The organism is Pseudomonas sp. EA_65y_Pfl1_P113 (assembly GCF_963970525.1).
Classification (GTDB): domain Bacteria; phylum Pseudomonadota; class Gammaproteobacteria; order Pseudomonadales; family Pseudomonadaceae; genus Aquipseudomonas; species Aquipseudomonas tritici.
Genome location: NZ_CAXAQM010000007.1, coordinates 11,878 through 30,055, shown reverse-complemented (window position 1 = coordinate 30,055; position 18,178 = coordinate 11,878). Strand labels below are relative to the sequence as shown.

At 59.6% G+C, this 18,178-nt stretch carries 18 protein-coding genes and 3 pseudogenes; 6 read left to right on the top strand and 15 right to left on the bottom strand.

What is annotated here, in order from left to right; translation table 11 throughout:
* Positions 1–91 precede the first annotated feature (91 nt).
* Positions 92–1,252 carry an AAA family ATPase gene (locus AACY52_RS08905; protein WP_339419896.1) on the top strand — a complete coding sequence of 387 codons (1,161 nt, stop codon included), beginning with the start codon at positions 92–94 and terminating at the stop codon, positions 1,250–1,252.
* A 79-nt stretch (positions 1,253–1,331) separates the two neighbouring features.
* Here the strand turns inward: AACY52_RS08905 and AACY52_RS08900 are convergent.
* From AACY52_RS08900 to AACY52_RS08865, 8 genes and pseudogenes are all read right to left on the bottom strand, one after another.
* Positions 1,332–1,735: pseudogene (locus AACY52_RS08900) on the bottom strand (transporter substrate-binding domain-containing protein); the annotation flags it as partial.
* A pseudogene (locus AACY52_RS08895) lies at positions 1,716–1,916 on the bottom strand (amino acid ABC transporter permease); the annotation flags it as partial. The pseudogenes AACY52_RS08900 and AACY52_RS08895, both read right to left, overlap by 20 nt.
* A 355-nt stretch (positions 1,917–2,271) precedes the next feature.
* The gene (locus AACY52_RS08890; RefSeq protein WP_339560427.1) at positions 2,272–3,642 is read right to left on the bottom strand and encodes a TcdA/TcdB catalytic glycosyltransferase domain-containing protein; all 1,371 of its coding nucleotides are present in this window, start codon (positions 3,640–3,642) and stop codon (positions 2,272–2,274) included.
* A gap of 302 nt (positions 3,643–3,944) precedes the next feature.
* A complete protein-coding gene (locus tag AACY52_RS08885) occupies positions 3,945–4,727 on the bottom strand; it encodes a MetQ/NlpA family ABC transporter substrate-binding protein (RefSeq protein WP_339419893.1) in 783 nt (260 codons plus the stop codon).
* Between the two features lie 126 nt (positions 4,728–4,853).
* The gene (locus AACY52_RS08880; protein ID WP_339419891.1) at positions 4,854–5,780 is read right to left on the bottom strand and encodes a sigma 54-interacting transcriptional regulator; all 927 of its coding nucleotides are present in this window, start codon (positions 5,778–5,780) and stop codon (positions 4,854–4,856) included.
* Positions 5,781–5,829: 49 nt separating this feature from the next.
* Complete coding sequence (locus AACY52_RS08875) at positions 5,830–6,411, bottom strand: alpha/beta hydrolase (RefSeq protein ID WP_339560426.1); 582 nt, start codon at positions 6,409–6,411, stop codon at positions 5,830–5,832.
* Positions 6,412–6,637: 226 nt separating this feature from the next.
* Positions 6,638–6,783 (bottom strand): annotated as a pseudogene (locus AACY52_RS08870) (energy transducer TonB); the annotation flags it as partial.
* Positions 6,784–7,008: 225 nt separating this feature from the next.
* On the bottom strand, positions 7,009–7,860 hold the full coding sequence (locus AACY52_RS08865; RefSeq protein WP_339419887.1) for a LysR substrate-binding domain-containing protein: 852 nt from the start codon (positions 7,858–7,860) through the stop codon (positions 7,009–7,011).
* A gap of 111 nt (positions 7,861–7,971) precedes the next feature.
* On the opposite strand from AACY52_RS08865, the gene AACY52_RS08860 reads away from it, so the two are divergent.
* Positions 7,972–9,153, top strand: coding sequence for a CynX/NimT family MFS transporter (locus AACY52_RS08860; RefSeq protein ID WP_339456699.1), 1,182 nt, complete (start codon positions 7,972–7,974; stop codon positions 9,151–9,153).
* A gap of 92 nt (positions 9,154–9,245) precedes the next feature.
* Here the strand turns inward: AACY52_RS08860 and AACY52_RS08855 are convergent, their stop codons facing one another.
* Complete coding sequence (locus tag AACY52_RS08855; protein WP_339456697.1) at positions 9,246–10,340, bottom strand: fatty acid desaturase; 1,095 nt, start codon at positions 10,338–10,340, stop codon at positions 9,246–9,248.
* A 100-nt stretch (positions 10,341–10,440) separates the two neighbouring features.
* Between AACY52_RS08855 and AACY52_RS08850 the strand changes: the two genes are divergently transcribed.
* Entirely contained in the window at positions 10,441–11,445 is a 1,005-nt protein-coding gene (locus tag AACY52_RS08850) for an AraC family transcriptional regulator (protein WP_339560425.1), read from the top strand.
* Between the two features lie 64 nt (positions 11,446–11,509).
* Here the strand turns inward: AACY52_RS08850 and AACY52_RS08845 are convergent, their stop codons facing one another.
* Entirely contained in the window at positions 11,510–11,875 is a 366-nt protein-coding gene (locus AACY52_RS08845; RefSeq protein WP_339419883.1) for a response regulator, read from the bottom strand.
* A gap of 98 nt (positions 11,876–11,973) precedes the next feature.
* Here AACY52_RS08845 and AACY52_RS08840 point away from each other — a divergent pair, with 98 nt between their 5' ends.
* Both AACY52_RS08840 and uraH read left to right on the top strand, forming a co-directional pair.
* Complete coding sequence (locus AACY52_RS08840; protein WP_339419882.1) at positions 11,974–12,447, top strand: heme-binding protein; 474 nt, start codon at positions 11,974–11,976, stop codon at positions 12,445–12,447.
* A 10-nt stretch (positions 12,448–12,457) separates the two neighbouring features.
* A complete protein-coding gene (uraH, locus tag AACY52_RS08835; protein WP_339419881.1) occupies positions 12,458–12,868 on the top strand; it encodes a hydroxyisourate hydrolase in 411 nt (136 codons plus the stop codon).
* Here the strand turns inward: uraH and AACY52_RS08830 are convergent.
* Complete coding sequence (locus AACY52_RS08830; RefSeq protein ID WP_339419879.1) at positions 12,865–13,554, bottom strand: Crp/Fnr family transcriptional regulator; 690 nt, start codon at positions 13,552–13,554, stop codon at positions 12,865–12,867. The two genes, uraH and AACY52_RS08830, sit on opposite strands and share 4 nt — an antisense overlap.
* Before the next feature lie 83 nt (positions 13,555–13,637).
* Between AACY52_RS08830 and AACY52_RS08825 the strand changes: the two genes are divergently transcribed.
* On the top strand, positions 13,638–14,150 hold the full coding sequence (locus AACY52_RS08825) for an Mpo1-like protein (protein WP_339419877.1): 513 nt from the start codon (positions 13,638–13,640) through the stop codon (positions 14,148–14,150).
* 107 nt (positions 14,151–14,257) lie between these two features.
* Here the strand turns inward: AACY52_RS08825 and AACY52_RS08820 are convergent, their stop codons facing one another.
* The 4 genes from AACY52_RS08820 to AACY52_RS08805 all read right to left on the bottom strand — a co-directional run bounded on the left by AACY52_RS08820 (position 14,258) and on the right by AACY52_RS08805 (position 18,121).
* Positions 14,258–15,238: a sulfate ABC transporter ATP-binding protein gene (locus AACY52_RS08820; protein ID WP_339419875.1), complete on the bottom strand. Its 981-nt coding sequence runs from the start codon at positions 15,236–15,238 to the stop codon at positions 14,258–14,260.
* A 3-nt stretch (positions 15,239–15,241) separates the two neighbouring features.
* A complete protein-coding gene (gene cysW / locus AACY52_RS08815; protein WP_049710637.1) occupies positions 15,242–16,114 on the bottom strand; it encodes a sulfate ABC transporter permease subunit CysW in 873 nt (290 codons plus the stop codon).
* Positions 16,115–16,127: 13 nt separating this feature from the next.
* Positions 16,128–16,946, bottom strand: coding sequence for a sulfate ABC transporter permease subunit CysT (gene cysT / locus AACY52_RS08810; RefSeq protein ID WP_339419870.1), 819 nt, complete (start codon positions 16,944–16,946; stop codon positions 16,128–16,130).
* Between the two features lie 164 nt (positions 16,947–17,110).
* Positions 17,111–18,121 carry a sulfate ABC transporter substrate-binding protein gene (locus AACY52_RS08805; RefSeq protein ID WP_339419869.1) on the bottom strand — a complete coding sequence of 337 codons (1,011 nt, stop codon included), beginning with the start codon at positions 18,119–18,121 and terminating at the stop codon, positions 17,111–17,113.
* Positions 18,122–18,178: the final 57 nt, after the last annotated feature.

Genomic DNA, 18,178 nt, shown 5'->3' with positions numbered 1-18,178 from the left:
CAGTGTGTATGCGACTGTGAGCTTAGATCAGGGTTCCTTATCTGCATGGAGGCTCTCATACTCCGAGGGTTCCCAAGCCGACTGAATGCCCATGCTCAAGACCCTCGCGGTGGCCAATTACCGCTCGATCAACACATTGGTGGTGCCCCTGGACCGCCTGAACCTGGTCACCGGGCCCAATGGCAGCGGCAAGTCCAACTTGTACCGCGCCCTGCGCCTGCTGGCGGAAACCGCCCAAGGCGGGGTGATCAATGCGCTGGCCCGTGAAGGCGGTTTGGACTCCACATTCTGGGCCGGGCCGGAAACCATCAGCCGGCGCATGCGCAACGGTGAGGTGCCGATTGAGTCCACCGTGCGCCAGGGCGTCAAACGCTTGCGCCTGGGCTTTGCCGGGGACGACTTCAGCTACGCGATTTCCCTGGGGCTGCCGGAAAAGACTCTGTCGTACTTCTCCCTGGACCCGGAAGTAAAGAAGGAATGCATCTGGGCCGGCCACCTCTACCGCCCGGCCAGCCTGCTGGTGCAACGGTCCGGGCCCATGGTGCGCGCACGCGACGGTCGAAACTGGGATGTCCTCGCCCAGCACACACCCAACTACCACAGTTTGTTTGACCAGGTCGGCAGCCTGCGCGGCTCGCCGGAGGTGTTGTTGCTAAGGGAAAACATCCGTGGCTGGCGCTTTTATGATCACTTTCGCAGCGATGTGGATGCACCGGTACGCCAACCGCAACTGGGTACGCGCACACCGGTTTTGCACCACGATGGGCGCGATCTGGCGGCGGCGTTGCAGACGATTCGCGAGATCGGTGACCCCGAGGCTTTGCAGCGGGCGGTAAGCGATGCGTTCCCCGGTGCGCGCTTGAATATCGAGCCGCTGCAGGGCGGGCGTTTTGCGATTGAGTTTTATCAGGAAGGGTTGCTGCGGCCACTGTCGGCGGCAGAGTTATCCGACGGCACCTTGCGATACTTGCTGCTGATCGCGGCGCTGCTGACACCTAGGCCACCGACCATGATGGTGCTGAACGAGCCGGAGACCAGCCTGCACCCGGATTTGTTACCGGCGTTGGCGCGCTTGATTATCCAGGCTTCGCAGCATTGCCAGGTGTGGGTGGTGTCGCATGCCAGCCGCTTGATTGCGGCGTTGCAGCAGGATGAGGGGTGTAATTCGATTGTGCTGGAGAAGGTGTTGGGGGAGACGCGGATAGTTGGGCAGGGGATCCTGGATGCGCCGGCTTGGCATTGGCCGGAATAGGGGGTGTCTGTACTGGCCTCATCGCGGGCAAGCCCGCTCACACATTTTGATTTGTGAATACCTTCAAATGTGGGAGCTGGCTGCCGGTGGTCACGATGGTGGTGCGGGTGGCCAGGTCATCCAGGCTTTTCACGGCGCTGTTGTTCGGCACCAGGGCCTGTACCGCGACTTTCAGGTTGGGGTTGGTGAAGTCCACCGCCTCCTTGCGCTCCGGGGTCACCGTCATGTTGGCAGGATCAGATCGACCTTGTCGCTTTGCACGCTCAGGCCAAAGAAAATCGGCAGGCCGAAAAACAGCAGGTACAACCACACCAGCACCGGGATCGCACGGAACAGCCCCAGGTAAACCCGCAGCACGCCATGCAGCACGCCTCCGACGGTGCTGAAGGCGATGCTCAAGAATGAAATCGACAGGGTTTGCGCAGCGCCCTTGCTCAGTTGCGGCAACGCCCCGCACAACAACTCAAGCCCCGAACTGGCCATGCTGGAGCCTCCTTTCCAGACGGCTGAGCAGCAGCGACAGCACGGCGAGCATCTCGTAAGTCTTGTAGTACAGGACGATGTAGCTCTTGGGGGTGTAGAGAATCTCCGGCACCGCCACGGCGGAGACCACCGGGGTTTCCTTGAGCAGGAAGATGAAATTGGCGAACAGCGCCGGCAGGGTGCTGAGGATAAAAGCGGAACCGAAGGTCATTTTCAGTCCATGACTGCAGCGAGCGCCATACGATCCTTCGTGGGTAACGCCGGGTAGCGCGAACTTTAAAGGTATAAAAGCAAAAATTTAAATACCCGGACGGCACATTGATATCGATCAAGAAGATAACTGACGGATTCGCGGGTTTGCCGGGTGACGGCTATGGTTGGGGGGTCTGAGACTCGAGGGACTGAACAATGAACGAAGGGAAACCGATTGACCCGCAGGAGTTGGTGAAATGGTTGATGGCGTTGCGCAGGGCGATCAATAGCCAGGCACTGTGACAAAAAACAGCCTCACCATGGTGAGGCTGTTTTTCAGACTTTTAACCTTGCGTCGACGGCCGCCAATCAGCCCCCCCTGCCATGGCTTTGGTGGCACTTTTTTGCTGCTCTTCCGTTTCAAAATTGACGTAGTTGTCCGGGAACTTGAAGTGCGAATCCACCAGGTTCCAATATTCCTTATTCTGTGGTTTTGCCATGTCCCATATACGTTCAGCTGAGGATGCGGCGTCGTTGCGTATCAGGTCCGGTCGCCCCTTGGCCTCTTGTATCACCCTGTCGACATGCCCGCGTAATGCGTTGGGCCCGGTGGTTTCGATCGTGCTTTTGTTCGGGCGGCTGAAATAACGGTCGCCGGCGTACTCATTACCTTTCATCGAGCGGTATTTATCCCCGATGTCATCAATCATGGTCGTCAGCATCGCGCTCTGGGGATGGCTGGCGAACAACGCGTTGGCAAAATAAGGTGTGGCGTTGCCACTCGCTTCACTCTTGCCTGCCGCCATGCCGACCAGCATCAGGTCCGGATGGGCATTCAATGCGCCATCAAGCGGGCGTACGCTTTCCAGATCGATGTCTGTGTAGGTGCCGCCATGTCGATTGACGATTTCATAACGGGCGACGTCAGAGGCTGCGGCATAACCGCCATTGCGCCCGATGATTTCATGTTGATAAACGTCCTGGTTTTTCAACCGTATATCGGCCGGATTGCTCAAATCACGTATCTGTACGTTTTTCAGGTCTGCGAATCGCTCTTGCAAAGCAGCTAGCGCAGTCGTATCACGGGGCGGGTTGCTGACATAGCGGTCCCACGACTTGGTGGTCTGGTCGAGAATGGTGGCTTCTGCTTGATTAAACTTATCATCGGTACGTGAAGCATGACGCGCAAATGCACTTAGCACTTGCGAAGCATTCTCCGGCGTCACTTTCCCACCCTCAGGCAGCAGAGAAGCCCTCAATGCTTTGTTACCTGAGGACGACAGTTCTTTATTAAGTTCTGAGATCACCTGTTCTTGCTCAACCTTATTACGCTGCTCGTTCCCTGGGCTGCTCATCACCGTTTTAAGTTGACTGAACACGCCACGAACAGGCCTTTCCGACTGATAGTTTGGATAGATACTTTCAGCTTTAGCCTGTGCAGTTTTATTCGTTGTATAAGCATCGAATTGAGTAGCGTCCACCCACAACATAATTTTATGGTTGGGGTTCATCTTGGCCCACTGGCGTAAGTAGGCGTCCTGGTTTGAGCCGGGCTTGGAGCCGACCCAGACCATGTGGATATTATTGGGCACCGGCTTGCACTGGTCTTTGGGGTATTGGGTTTCGAAGCTGGCAGCACTTTCTGGCGGGTGAACTCCAATGGCAGGAGCTGCCATAAAGGTCGGCACATGATTGGGGGAAATGGCTTTCAACATAATAATAACGGCTCCAAAAAATTATATAACTCACTGGCGCCTCCATGCGATGACTCCTACAACCTGTGCAAGGTTGCTCTCACACATTCAATCGGGCAAAACTAAAACTGTAAGATAATTTATAAACACACGCAGAATTAATTATTCAAATTAATAAATGAACCAAACAATTCGGTTAAGCCAATAAAGTAGTTGATACGCCTATATTTTCTAACCCTGTTTTCTCAAAAAGACCGCATAAAAAAACGCCGACGCTGTACAAGCCGTCGGCGTTGAAACCTTGAAGGGGGTTTTGGCTTACATCAGAACGCGGGCACGACCGCGCCGTTGTACTTCTTCTCAATGAAGGCTTTGACTTCCGGGCTGGTCAGGGCCTTGGACAGTTTCTGGATAGCGTCGCTGTCCTTGTTGTCCGGGCGCGCCACCAGGAAGTTCACGTAGGGCGACTTGGCGTCTTCGATGATCAGCGCGTCTTTCGCTGGGTTGAGGCCAGCTTCCAGGGCGTAGTTGGTGTTGATGACGTCGAGGTCAACCTGATCCAGCACGCGTGGCAGCAGGGCCGATTCCAGCTCCTTGAATTTCAGGTGCTTGGGGTTGTCCTTGATGTCTTTCGGCGTGGACAGGGCATTGGTCGGGTCTTTCAGCGTGATCAGACCGTTCTTTTGCAGCAGCAACAGGGCACGGCCGCTGTTGGAGCCTTCGTTCGGGATGGCAACGGTCGCGCCATCTTTGAGTTCAGAAATGTTCTTGATCTTTTTCGAGTAACCGCCGATCGGTTCAACGTGTACACCGACGACGGTGACGAGGTTGGTGCCCTTGCCCTTGTTGAAGTTTTCCAGGTACGGCAGGGTCTGGAAGTAGTTGGCATCCAAGCGTTTCTCGGCAACCTGCGTGTTGGGTTGCACGTAGTCGGTGAAGACTTTGATTTCCAGGTCCACGCCTTCTTTGGCCAGGGTCGGCTTGATCAGCTCGAGGATCTCAGCGTGCGGGATCGGAGTGGCAGCAACCACCAGCTTCTCGTTGGCCTGGGCCAAGCTTGCAGTCAGGGCAGCCGCCAGTGCAGTAAACAACAGAACCTTTTTCATGCAGTGTCCTTATCGAAATTCCGGGGCGTCTCTGACGACCGTTCTTATATGGTGTGCCAGCGAAGTGCTATCGAGGCATGGGATGGACAATACCTAGATTTTTTATTCCCGAACAATATCTTTTATTCACGTTGATATTCCATTTTGTTCATACAGGAATTTGCGCAGCGTTTCCTGCTCGGCAAGGCTGGCACTGTTGAAAATTCGCTGTACTTGCTCCAGCGGCGAGCCCGCCACTGGCAGGTTCAAATGCTCGGGCAAAATCTCGTCGCCGCTGCTGACCAGCAACGCAAAGTGAATAACGTTTTCCAGCTCACGGGTGTTTCCCGGCCAGCTGTGGTGTTCCAGCACACGCTGGGCGGCATCACTGATCAGCGGCGCCGGCAGGTCCAAGCGCTGACTGTAGATCCCGAGGAAGTACTCGGCCAGGGACAGGATATCGCCGACGCGCTCGCGCAACGCCGGCAAGTCCAACCGGCCTTCGCTCAAGTAATGGAACAAGCGCTCATGGAACTTGCCGGCAGCCACGGCCTGGGCCAGGTCGATGCTGGTGGCGGCGACCAGGCGCACATCGACCGGGCTAGGCTGATGGGCACCGACGCGGGTGACTTCGTGGTTTTCCAGGGCGGCCAGCAGTTTCACCTGGATCGGCAGCGGCAAGTCGCCGATCTCATCCAAATACAACGTGCCGCCATTCGCCGATCCAAACCAACCGGCCCGGCTGCTGGCCGCGCCACTGTGGGCTCCAGCGGCATAGCCGAACAATTCGGCATCGGCGTAAGTCGGGCTGATGGCGCCGCAGTTGACGCAGACAAACAAGCCGGTGCGGTCGCTGCCACGGTGGATATGCCGCGCCAGCAGCTCTTTACCGCTACCGGTCTCGCCGCGGATCAACACGGGCAAGGCGCGGGGTGCGAGGCTTTCCAGCGCTTCGCGCAGTTGCCGCGAACGGGGATCAACAAACACCAACGCCTTGGCGCGGATACTCAGCGGGCTTTTCTCGGCATCGGGAAAGGTCAGCAAAGGCTGGCCGTAGGTTTCATGCAGACTCATGGCAGGCTCCCGCCCCCAATCCACTCAGGGACGGGACGTTGAAAAATGTTCAGGCGGTACGCCGGGCGTGTTGCTCTAGGCGGCTCTGCAGGCGATAGAGGTAAGCGAAACCCTGCTCCCAGCGTTGGTGGCCGGATTTCACATTGATATGCCCGGCACCGGACAAGATCCCGGCTTCGGCCCCCCAGTTACGCGCGAGCGCCAAGGCTCGTGGAGCACTGACGGCACTGTCGTTATCGGAACTGACCACCTGGCTGGGAAACGGCAGCAGGTGGGTGGGGATCGGCGCAAAGTTGCGCAAGGCAGGCGAGCAGGCAGGACGTTCGACATCGGCCGGGGCCACCAGCAAGGCGCCGCGCACGTGCCGTAGAAACTGCATAGGGGCCGTGGCCGCCCAATGCGCTACGGTGATGCAGCCCAGGCTATGCGCGATCAGGATCACCGGCGTGCTGTCGGCGGCGATGGCTTCGGCCAGCGCGGCTACCCAGTCTTCGCGACGCGGGGTGAGCCAATCGGCCTGTTCCACCCGTGCACTGTTGGGCAGGTGGGTCTGCCAGTGACTTTGCCAATGATCTACTGGCGATCCTTGCCAGCCCGGCACGATCAGATAACGAGTCGACTCGCTGTGCATGGGTGTGCCCTCCTGCGGCGTTTAACGTTGCTGAACAGTATAGGGACGGTGGTTATATCCGTTAAGGAATAAGAAGCTATTTATTAATAACCAAAACCTCAACCCCACAAATCAAAATGTGGGAGCTTGCTCGCTAAGGCGGTGGGTCAGTGTCGTGGCCTGCCCCAGGTGGCGACCGAAAAGACCACCAGCGGCCAGATCACCACGCTTTCAATGGATTCAAGTGACGGCTGGAGAAACGCTTTGGCGTTTTCTGCGTTCGCAGGTGCCCAACGGCGCGCGGTGCGGCCGGCCAAGGGCGACCAAATCGCCAGCCGGTGCCTGGCGCCCTTGCGCCTCGTGTGCACTGGCGGCGGTCTGGACATTGCCCATTGATTCACTCCCTACGGTCTTGAACAAAAACCGACGGGCCTGCATGGAAGGCCGTCGATGGCTGAATCATCGGGGCCAGACGCTTATCTCTTAACGTTATAAATAGATCAAAAAATGAATAAGCGAAGCACCCAGAAACTGGATATCCACGTCCTGCGCGGGCTGGCGTCGAGTCGCTGCTTTTCAATGCATTTGAGGCATAAAAATATTCAGCAAAGGCATCGGTCAGGCAGGGTTGTTCATGCACAAATCAAGCAATTGGCGCTGCAAGCTCTGCCCTGCCGCACCCAGGCCAGCGCGCCCATACAGCGCAAGCCGAACGCCCTGCACCCTGGGCAAACCGCTGTCTGCGCCCAGTACGACATGCCCGGCCTCCACCACTCGACGGGGCAACAAACTGATCCCCAACCCCGCCACGACCGCAGAACACACGCTGGCCAGGCTCGCGCTGGAATAGCCAATACGCCAGCGCCAGCCGCCCACTTCCAGGTGTTGCAGCATTTCATTGCGGTACAGGCCGCCCACCGGGAATGCCACCAACGGCAGGGGATCGCGACCCAGTGACGGTGTGTGACGACTGTCCACCCAGCACAAAGGCTCTGGCCATGAGGCCAGGCAGTCGTCGCTGTCGCCCATCTGCTTGACCAACAACACATCGAACTCACCGCCGCGGTACTGACGCTGCAATTCGGGGCCGAGGCCACTGGTGACCTCCAGACGCACTCGAGGATAGGCCTGCACAAAGGCCGAGAGCAGAGGCATAAGGCGTTCGGCGGCAAAGTCTTCAGGTACACCGAGGCGGAGCACGCCGTCGCTTTGCTGGCTGATCAATACGTCAGCGGCTTCCTCATTCAGCGCGAGGATGCGCCGCGCATAAGCGAGCAGGCGTTCCCCCTCCGCCGTCGCCACCACACGGCGTTGGTCACGATCCAGCAACTGGCACGCCACCCCCTCTTCCAGGCGGCGGATCTGCTGGCTCACGGTGGATTGGGTCAGGTGCAGGCGCTCGGCGGCGCGGGTGAAATTGCCGCAATCCACCACGGCGACAAAGCTGCGCAATAACACGGGATCAAACATGGCGCTCACCATTCCATTTGCCACTGGTTGGCATGGTTATATTTAATTTCAGAATACCCGTGGTGCTGCCCATACTCACGCTTCATTTTTGACCCTTCGGACGCCTGCTGCATGACGCTCAACCCTTCATCTGCCGGCAAATTCGCCGGCTGGGGACTGTTGGTAGTCCTGGGTCTCAATCTGCGACCTATCCTCAGTTCCATCAGCCCTTTGCTCGGCGAAATACGCCTGGCCACCGGCTTGAGTTTCCAGAGCAGCGCCTTGCTCACCAGCCTACCGGTGGTGTGCATGGGCCTGGTGGCGCTGGTGGGCGTGCGCGTTGAAGCGCAGTTGGGTGAGCGGCGCGGCATTGCCCTGGGCCTGATGATGATCCTGCTGGCGTGCCTGGCCCGTTGGCTGATGGGCCAGGGTTCGGCGCTGCTGGTCACGGCCTTGCTCGGCGGTGCCGGTGTGGCGCTGATCCAGGCGTTGGTGCCGGCGATGATCAAGCGTGAATTTCATCACCGTGTGCCGGTGGCGATGGGCGTGTATTCGGCGTCGCTGATGGCCGGTGGCGGCCTGGCAGCGCTGCTTAGCCCGGTGGTGGCCAGCTACTTCCAGCACTGGCAGGCCGGGCTTGGCGTGTGGCTGTTGCCCGCATTGGCGGCGCTGCTGCTGTGGGCCTGGTTGCCGCTCGGCACAGCCAAAAACCCACAGGCAACGCCTGCATTCCAGGGCCTGCGCAACCGTCGCGCGTGGCTGCTGGCGCTGTATTTCGGCTTGGTGAACTGCGGTTACATGAGCATGGTGGCTTGGCTGCCCGCCTATTATCAGCAACTGGGCTGGGGCGTATTGCCCAGTGGTTCGCTGCTGGCATTCATGACCATCTTCCAGGTGATCGCCGCGCTGTTGATGCCGGTGCTGGCGCAACGCGGGATAGACCGTCGGCCACTGCTGTGGGTCAGCCTGCTGGCCCAGACCATCGGCTACCTCGGCCTGTTGCTCGCGCCGCTGCAATGTCCCCACCTGTGGGTTGCCTTGTGCGGTTTCGGCCTGGGCGCGTGTTTTGCCCTGAGCCTGTTGCTGACCCTCGACCACCACCGCGACCCGCGACAGGCCGGTCAACTGGCTGCCTTCGTGCAGGGCGTGGGCTTTTTGATCAATGCGATTTCGCCATGGCTGACCGGCTGGCTGCGCGAACTCACCGGCAGCTTTGTCAGCGCCTGGGCGGTGCTGACCGTAACGGCCGTGGCAATGCTGGTGGTGACCCGCGTGTTCAGCCCCGCCACCTACCGAACGGCACCCGCTCTATAGCTATGCCTTTAAGGTCTATATAAAAAACATGCTTCATTGACGGAATAATCAGCCCCATGCCCTGGACAGCCTGAACAACCGTAGCGGGGTGATCAGCCGCGCTGGGGTTCGCTTGTCGCCTGTGGCGAAGGTGCTGATCGAAACCCTGCAGGCGGTGGAAAACCAAGCCGATTGGCCCGCGCAAACGTCCCGAAATCATTGAAGCGCACACCCATTTGAGCCATGACCTCGTGCGCCACCTTCGCGGTCATCTGGCGGATGTAAAACGGCTCTTTCACCACAAAATGGTGGATGCCGTGGGTGCTGCCGAAGTTGAAGCAGAACGCCTGCAACGGCCACATCCACCAAGGGTTCAACACCTGGGTTTGCTGGATCACATTGCCCAGTTCCACATCACCGTAGTAGTGCATGTTGGAGCTGACAAAGTGCAGGCAAAAGGTACGCAGTACGTTGGGGCCAATGATCACCACGGCGGCGATGTCGATCACCTGCATCACCTGCAAGGTGCCGGCAGACCATTCGATGGGTGCGCCCACCAGGCTGGCGAGGCCGTTGGCGGCATGGAAACCCAGGAACACGTACCACGCGCCCCAATGCAGCAGCGCCAGCGGTGCGTACACCAGCAGCGAGCGCTTGAGGATCGACAGTTTGTGCTTCCAGGTCTTGGCCCGCAGCATGCGGATAAACGCCGACATGACGTTATCACCGACCATCAGCAACCGCGCAAAACCCCAAGGCTCACCGTTGGTGATGGCGCGCTCTTCCATATCGGTCTCAGTGCCGGAGACCTTGTGATGGTTGAGGTGCAAGTGGCGGCGTATCCACGGGTTGATCGTGCTCGGACGCGCCAGCCACACCAGGCCCATCATCAGGTTGTGGGGCAGGCGCTGCTTGCGAAAATACATGCTGTGGATCAGGTCGTGTTCCAGCTCATGGGTCAATGAAGCGAGGAAGGCGTTGAGCAGCAGGCACACCCACCAGGCTATATACCCGGCGACGTAGAGCGCTGCCGAGCCAAGCATGCCGACCAGCGCAAACGCCAGAATGCCCGCGCCCAATGCGTCTTGATGCAGCAACCAGGGGTGCTGCCGGCGCAAGCGCACGCCTTCGGCCAGCACCACATCACGGATATGCGCCGCGCGCTGTTGTGCATTCATCTGCTGGGGGCTTGCAGAAGTACCGTCCATGATCACATCCTCTGGTTATCGATGCGTTCATCCTGCCCCACGCGATCTGGCAGGACGCTAGCCCTGGACGCCAACCTGTTGACCGCAAGCGCCAATCGTCATGACCGAGCCCACCTCCCTCGCCAGCTGGACCCGCGCCCTGCGCAAGCAGCTCGATGCCTTGGGCCTGGACAGCGCCGCGCTTTGCCTGAAAGCCGGGCTCGACCCGCAGCAGATGGACGATCCCAATGCGCGTTATCCGCTGTCAGCCACGACGCGGTTATGGGAATTGGCGGTGCAAGCCAGCGGTGACCCGGCGATTGGCTTGCGGGTGTCGCGGTTTGTCAGCCCCACCACCTTCCATGCGCTGGGGTATGCGCTGGTAGCCAGCGGCAGCCTGCGGGAGGTGTTCGAGCGCATCGTGCGTTATCACCAGGTGGTCAGTGATGCGCTGACGCTGGCGCTTAGCAGAGACGGCGAGCGCTACCGCTTTCGCCTGCTGCAACCCCCGGGCAGCCCGGCGCCGGCATTCGAGGCCATTGATGCGTTTGCGGCGATTTATGTGCGCACCTGCCGCAATCGCCTGGGCCGTGCGTATGCACCGCTGACGGTGCACCTGCGACGGCCAGAGCCTGCCGATCCCAATCCGTGGCACACCGTGTTTCGTGCGCCCGTGTTCTTCGGCGCCGAAGAAGACTGCCTGGAGTTTGCCGCCCACGACTTCGACAGCCACTTGGACGACGCCAACCCTGAACTGGCCGAGCACAACGAAACCGTGCTCAAGCGCACTCTCGCCCAGCTGCAACCGCTGACCTGGGAACGTAAGGTGCGTGCGGCTATTGAAGCGCAATTGCCGGACGGCGAGCCAAGTGCTGAGCGCATTGCCCAGGCCCTGCACCTGAGCTTGCGCAGTTTGCAGCGGCACCTGGCGGATGAAGGGTGTCGGTTTGATGCGTTGCTCAATGAATGCCGGGAGAATTTGGCGTTGCTGCATCTACGGGATCCGCAGTGCTCATTGGCAGAGATCAGCCATTTGCTGGGGTTTGCCGATACCAGCAGCTTCAACCGGGCGTTCAAGCGCTGGACGGGGATGACGCCGGGGCAGTTCAGGGACGGCTTGCAGTAGGTGAGTGTGTTATGTTTTTGAAGGCCTCTTCGCGATGGCTCAGGCGCTAGACATGCCGGATCAATCAACGCCCGCGATCACGCCGCAACAGCTTCTTCACCCGCGCCACCAAAGCCTTGGCCTCAAACGGCTTGAGCAAGTAATCATCCTCATGCAGCTCCAACCCGCGCAGGCGGTCCTCAATCCCTTCCGGGGTCGTCAAGAACAACACCGGCGTCTCGCCCTTCTTGCGAATCGCCTGCTGCAACTTCCAGGCATTCAAACCCGGCAACATCACATCCAGGATCACCAAGTCATATTCAGCGCTTTCCACGAACCGCTGAGCCGCCATGCCATTGGCGGCGACTTCCACTGCGAAGCCGGCCTCACTCAAGCCCTGGGCCATGAGTTGGGCTAATTTCGGCTGGTCTTCCACTAACAATACCTGCATGCCTACCTCTTGGTTCATTACAAACCTGTAATCGAATTGTTCGGCTTTTGACCGAGATCACTGGCTAAGGTAGCGGCCTGCTTTCTGGAGCCGTTCCCATGTATCGCAATGCCTTGTTCTTGAGCTTCGCCATCAGCGCCACCGCCCTGGCAGCACCACCGCTGCCGCGCCACGCCGACCTGGATTTGCACACCGCACGCCAACTGGCAGACGCCGGCCTGGCGCAGTGCACGGCGGCACTTACCGTACTCGACCGGGGCGGCAATCCATTGCTCAGCCTGCGGGCCGACGGCGTAGGTCCGCACAACAGCATCGCCAGCCAACGCAAAGCGTACACGGCGCTGTCGACGAAAACCCCCACCCGCCTGTTTGCCGAGCGTGCGCGCAACAACCCCGAGGCCGCCAACCTTAACAGCTTGCCCGAATTGCTGTTGCTCGGGGGCGGCATCCCGCTGTTTGCCGACGCTGAACTGGTGGGCGCGTTGGGCATTGCCGGTGCCGGCGGTGCCGAGCAGGACGAAGCGTGCGCGGTAAAGGCAGCCACTCAACTTGGCCTGACAATCACCCCTTGAGGAAACCTCGATGAAAACCCTGACTAAGACCCTCGCCGCCCTCAGCCTGAGCGGCCTGAGCAGCCTGGCCCTGGCGGCCGGCAACCCCCTGAGCGTGCATGTCCTGAACCTGGAAAACGGCCTGCCGTCTGCCGGTGTCAGCGTCACCCTGGAGCAGCACGTAGGCGATCACTGGCAATCGCTGTCCGAAGGTGTCACCAACCAGCAGGGGCGCATCGCCGAACTGTTCCCGGCCAACCAAGCCATGAAACCGGGCGAGTATCGCGTGGTATTCAAGACCGGCGACTACTACAAGAAAGCCAATCGCGAGACGTTTTTCCCGCAAGTCCCGGTGATATTCGAGGTCAAGCAGGCCGACCAGCACTACCACATCCCGCTGCTGCTGAGCCCTTACGGCTTTTCGACGTATCGCGGTTCCTAGTCGGCCCCAGCGGCCTGCCGCAAGCGCGGCAGGTCGAGGACTTCAATCGCGCCGTAACTCAGCTTGATGATCCCTTGCTGCTCTAAGGCCTTGAGCAAACTGTTGGTGGTCTGGCGCGACAGGCTCAACATCGCGGCCAAATCCTCCTGAGGCAGCTGCAAGACGCGACGGGAGTGCTCTATCTCGCCGTACCCGCCGGCAATCATCAGCAGCCGGTGAGCGATACGCGTCGACGCCGGCATCAGGCTCATCTGTTCGATATTGATCAGCGACAGGCGCAACTTCTGGCTCATCAACAACGCCATGTCGCGCCAGTACGTCGGGTTTTGGTCAAGCATCTCGAGCATCGCCGATTGCGGCACCTGCAACAGCGTGCACGGCCCAACCGACAAGGCGTCGTGGGTACGCGGCAAACCGTCGAACAGGCAGATCTCGCCAAACCAGAAAGGTGTTTCAATCAGGCTCAACACCGCTTCCTTGCCCTGTGCATTGACCGCACTGACACGCACGGCCCCCTCCAATACCGCATACACCCCACAGGGCGGATCACCGCGCCTGAACAGGTATTGCCCCGCCGTCAGCTGACGCAGCCGAGCCGCCGCCAGCACACTATCCTGTAGCTGCACAGGCAGGTGGCTGAACCACTGACCGGTGGCCAATCGGGCATGCCAGGTTGCCGCAATCATGAGAACTCCAGAGATTGTCGCCCAGTTGACAGTCAGTCGCCGGCTGACGGGAGATGATCAAACATCCTACAGGAGGAATAACAATGAAAAGCCTCGTCGACCACCTCAGTCAATACGCTGCCTACCACCGCGACCCGCGCAATATCGCCAGCCACTTTATCGGCATTCCACTGATTGTCGTCGCGGTGGCCGTGCTGCTGTCACGCCCGGAATGGGCGATCGGTGGGGTGTGGATTTCGCCGGCAGTGATCGTCGCACTGCTGTCAGCGTGGTTTTACCTGCGCCTGGAACTGGCGCTGGGTGTGTTGATGACGCTGCTGATGGGCCTGTCGGTGTGGGCCGGGCATGTGCTGGCGGCACAGAGCACGATGGTGTGGCTCAGCGGCGGCATCGGGATGTTTGTGGTGGGCTGGGTGATTCAGTTCGTCGGGCATTACTACGAAGGCAAGAAGCCGGCGTTTGTGGATGATGTGTCGGGGCTGATCGTGGGGCCGTTGTTTGTGGTGGCGGAGTTGGCGTTTTTGCTGGGGTTGCGAGATGACCTCAAGCAACAGATAGAGCAGCGCTCGGGGCCGGTCCTGCTGCGCACGGTCTAAATGTGTGAGCGGGCTTGCTCGCGAAGGCGCAGTGTCAGTCAATACATCATCAACTGACAGACTGCATTCGCGAGCAAGCCCGCTCACACATTGGTATTGCGGTGTTGTCAGGCTTTTTGCCAGACCTTGGGTTTGAAGAAAAGCGTCTCACCCCGCGCCAGCCCGGTCAGGCTGTCGTGGTCTTTCACCACTTCTGCCTCAATCAGTTCGCTCTGGCCTTCGACCTTCAGGGTTACCCGCGTGGTGGCGCCCAATGGACGAATGTCGCGCACTTGAGCCGCATGGTGATCTTCCAGCTCATGCCGCGACAGCGACACTTCGTGAGGGCGGAACAGCACGTGCTTGTCTTCACCCAGGTGCAGACGGTTGGAATCCCCGAGGAAGTGATAGACGAAATCGCTGGCCGGGTTTTCGTAGACTTCCCCCGGTGAACCGATCTGCTCGATCACACCCTTGTTCATCACTACGATGCGGTCGGCGACTTCCATGGCCTCCTCCTGGTCGTGGGTCACAAACACGGACGTCAAGTTGATGTCTTCGTGCAGGCGCGCCAGCCAGCGGCGCAGCTCTTTACGCACTTTGGCGTCGAGGGCGCCGAAGGGTTCGTCGAGCAACAGCACTTTGGGTTCTACCGCCAGGGCGCGGGCCAGGGCGATACGCTGGCGTTGGCCGCCGGAGAGCTGTTCCGGGTAGCGATCCGATAGCCAGTCCAGCTGCACCATGTTCAGCAGTTCATGCACCTTGACCGCGATCTGGCTTTCATTCGGGCGCTGGTTCTTTGGCTTCATGCGCAGGCCGAAAGCCACGTTGTCGAACACGGTCATGTGGCGGAACAGCGCGTAGTGCTGGAACACAAAGCCGACGTTGCGATCGCGTACGTCGTGGCCGGACACGTCTTCACCATGGAACACAATGCTGCCGTCATCCGGTGTTTCGAGCCCTGCGATGATGCGCAGCAAGGTGGTCTTGCCGCAGCCGGACGGGCCGAGCAACGCCACCAGCTCGCCACTCTGGATGTCCAGATTGATGCGGCTCAGGGCCTTGAAGGCGTTGAAGTTCTTGCTGACATTACGGACTTCGATCGACATGACTTATTCCTCACCGGCGCTGTTGCGCAGGCGGTTGATACGGTTCTCGCTCCACTGCTTGAGCAGCAGGATGAAGAGCGCCAGGATCAGCAACAGGCTCGCGACGGCAAACGCGGCGACATGGTTGTATTCGTTGTAGAGGATCTCGACATGCAATGGCAGGGTGTTGGTAACGCCGCGAATGTGGCCGGACACCACCGACACCGCGCCGAACTCACCCATGGCCCGCGCAGTACACAGCACCACGCCGTAGATCAGGCCCCATTTGATGTTTGGCACGGTCACATGCCAGAACATCTGCCAGCCATTGGCGCCCAGCAGGCGCGCGGCCTCTTCTTCCTGGGTGCCCTGCTCCTGCATCAGCGGGATCAGTTCACGGGCCACGAAGGGTACGGTGACAAAGATGGTTGCCAGCACGATGCCGGGCAAGGCGAACACGATCTGGATGTCATGCTCTTGCAGCCACGGGCCAAAGAAACCCTGCGCGCCGAACATCAGCACGTAGACCAGACCCGCGATCACCGGCGACACCGAGAACGGTAAGTCGATCAGCGTGACCAGGATGCTCTTGCCACGGAACGAGTATTTGCTCACGCACCACGCCGCGCTGACGCCGAACACCAGGTTGAGCGGCACCGAGATCGCCACGGCGATCACCGTGAGCTTCAGTGCCGACAGCGCGTCTGGCTCAAGGATCGCGGTGAAAAACGCACCGAGGCCGTTCTTCAAACCCTGGGTCACCACGATCAACAGCGGCAACAACAGGAACAACACGAATACCAGCCAGCCAAGGCCGATCAAGATACGTCGCGACGTTGCGCTGCCACGGCGGGCTGCATTGGCCGAGGACGCCGCGGAAATAGACGATTGGGACATGTTCGGCGCCTCCTTATGGACGTTCGATGCGCCGCTGCAACAAGTTGATCAGCAGCAGCAATACAAAGGAAACCACCAGCATCAGCACGCCGATGGACGTGGCGCCGCGGTAGTCATATTGGTCGAGCTTGACCATGATCAGCAGCGGCAGGATCTCGGTTTTCATCGGCATGTTGCCAGCGATGAAAATCACCGAACCGTACTCACCCACGCCACGCGCGAACGCCAGGGCAAAACCGGTCAGCCAGGCCGGCAGCAATGCCGGCACGAGGATGTAGCGGAACACCTGCAACGGTTTGGCGCCCAGGCAGGCGGCGGCCTCTTCGATTTCCCGGGGGATATCGGCGAGCACCGGCTGCACCGTGCGTACTACGAACGGCAAGGTGACAAAGGTCAGCGCCAGGGTGATGCCCAACGGGGTATAGGCGATCTTGAAGCCCAGGTCGGCGGCGAACTGGCCGACGAAGCCGTTCGGCGTGTACAACGCGGTCAGCGCGATACCGGCTACAGCGGTGGGCAAGGCGAACGGCAGGTCGATCATCGCATCGATGATCTTGCGGCCCGGGAAGGTGTAGCGCACCAGCACCCAGGCCAGCAGCGTGCCGATCACGCCATTGATCAGCGCAGCGTAGAGCGCGGTGCTGAAGCTCAGCTGCAACGCCGCCAGCACGCGCGGTGCGGAGATGATGGCCCAGAACTGATCCCAGGTGAGTTGTGCAGCGTGTACAAACATCGCCCCGAGGGGAATGAGTACGATCAGGCTGAGGTACACCACGGTGTAGCCCAGCGTCAGCCCGAAGCCGGGTATGACGGGGGAGATACGACGCGACATAAGAGTCCTTGGTTAACGAGTAGTATCGAGCAGAAAGCGAGCTTATGTGGGAGCCGGGCTTGCCCGCGATGCAGGCACCTCGGTGTGTCAGTGACGCCGCAGTGACGCTATCGCAGCGGTCCTACAAGCCAGCGCCCACACAAGATCGCTTCTACATGACTTGTTTACTGCGCCGTGTAGATCTGGTCGAACACGCCACCGTCGTTAAAGAATTTCGGTTGGGCAGTTTTCCAGCCACCGAAGTCTTTGTCGATCGTCACCAGGTCCAGTTTCGGGAACTGCTGGGCGTATTTGGCGGCCACTTTTGCATCGCGTGGGCGGTAGAAGTTCTTGGCCGCAATCTCCTGGCCAGCCGGGCTGTACAGGTGTTTGAGGTATTCAGTGGCGATTTCGGTGTTGCCCTTTTTCTCGGTGTTCTTGTCAACCACGGCCACTGGCGGCTCCGCGAGAATCGACAGCGAAGGCACGACGATATCGAACGTGTCAGCGCCGCCGTTTTCTTTAAGGGCCAGGAACGCCTCGTTTTCCCAGGCCAGCAACACGTCACCCTGACCGTTGTTGACGAAGGTGATGGTCGAACCACGCGCGCCGGTGTCCAGCACAGGCACGTGTTTGAACAGCTCTTTCACGTACTCCTGGGCCTTGGCTTCGCTGCCGCCGGTTTTCAGACCGTAGGCCCAGGCGGCGAGGAAGTTCCAGCGTGCGCCGCCGGAGGTTTTCGGGTTTGGGGTGATCACGGACACCTCTTTCTTGATCAGGTCGCCCCAATCCTTGATGCCTTTAGGGTTGCCCTTGCGCACCAGGAACACGATGGTCGAGGTGTACGGGGTGCTGGCGTCCGGCAGGCGGGTCTGCCAGTTTTCCGGGAGGCTCTTGCCCAGTTTTGCGATTTCGTCGATGTCACCGGCCAGGGCCAGGGTCACTACGTCGGCGCGCAGGCCGTCGATCACGGCACGCCCTTGTTTGCCCGAACCACCGTGGGATTGCTGGATCTTGACGTTGTCGCCGGGGTGGGACTGTTTCCAGAAACGGGTGAACTCAGCGTTGTAGTCCTGGTACAGCTCACGGGTAGGGTCGTACGAGACGTTGAGCAACTCGTAGTCCTTGGCAACCGCGGAACCTGCAAACACGGCACTGGCCAGGGCGGCCAGGACATGACGGCGAATCGACGACATAGAAGCTCCTGAAATTCTGGGGTGTTGGCTTTTTCTTATAATTGCGGGTCTATCGCC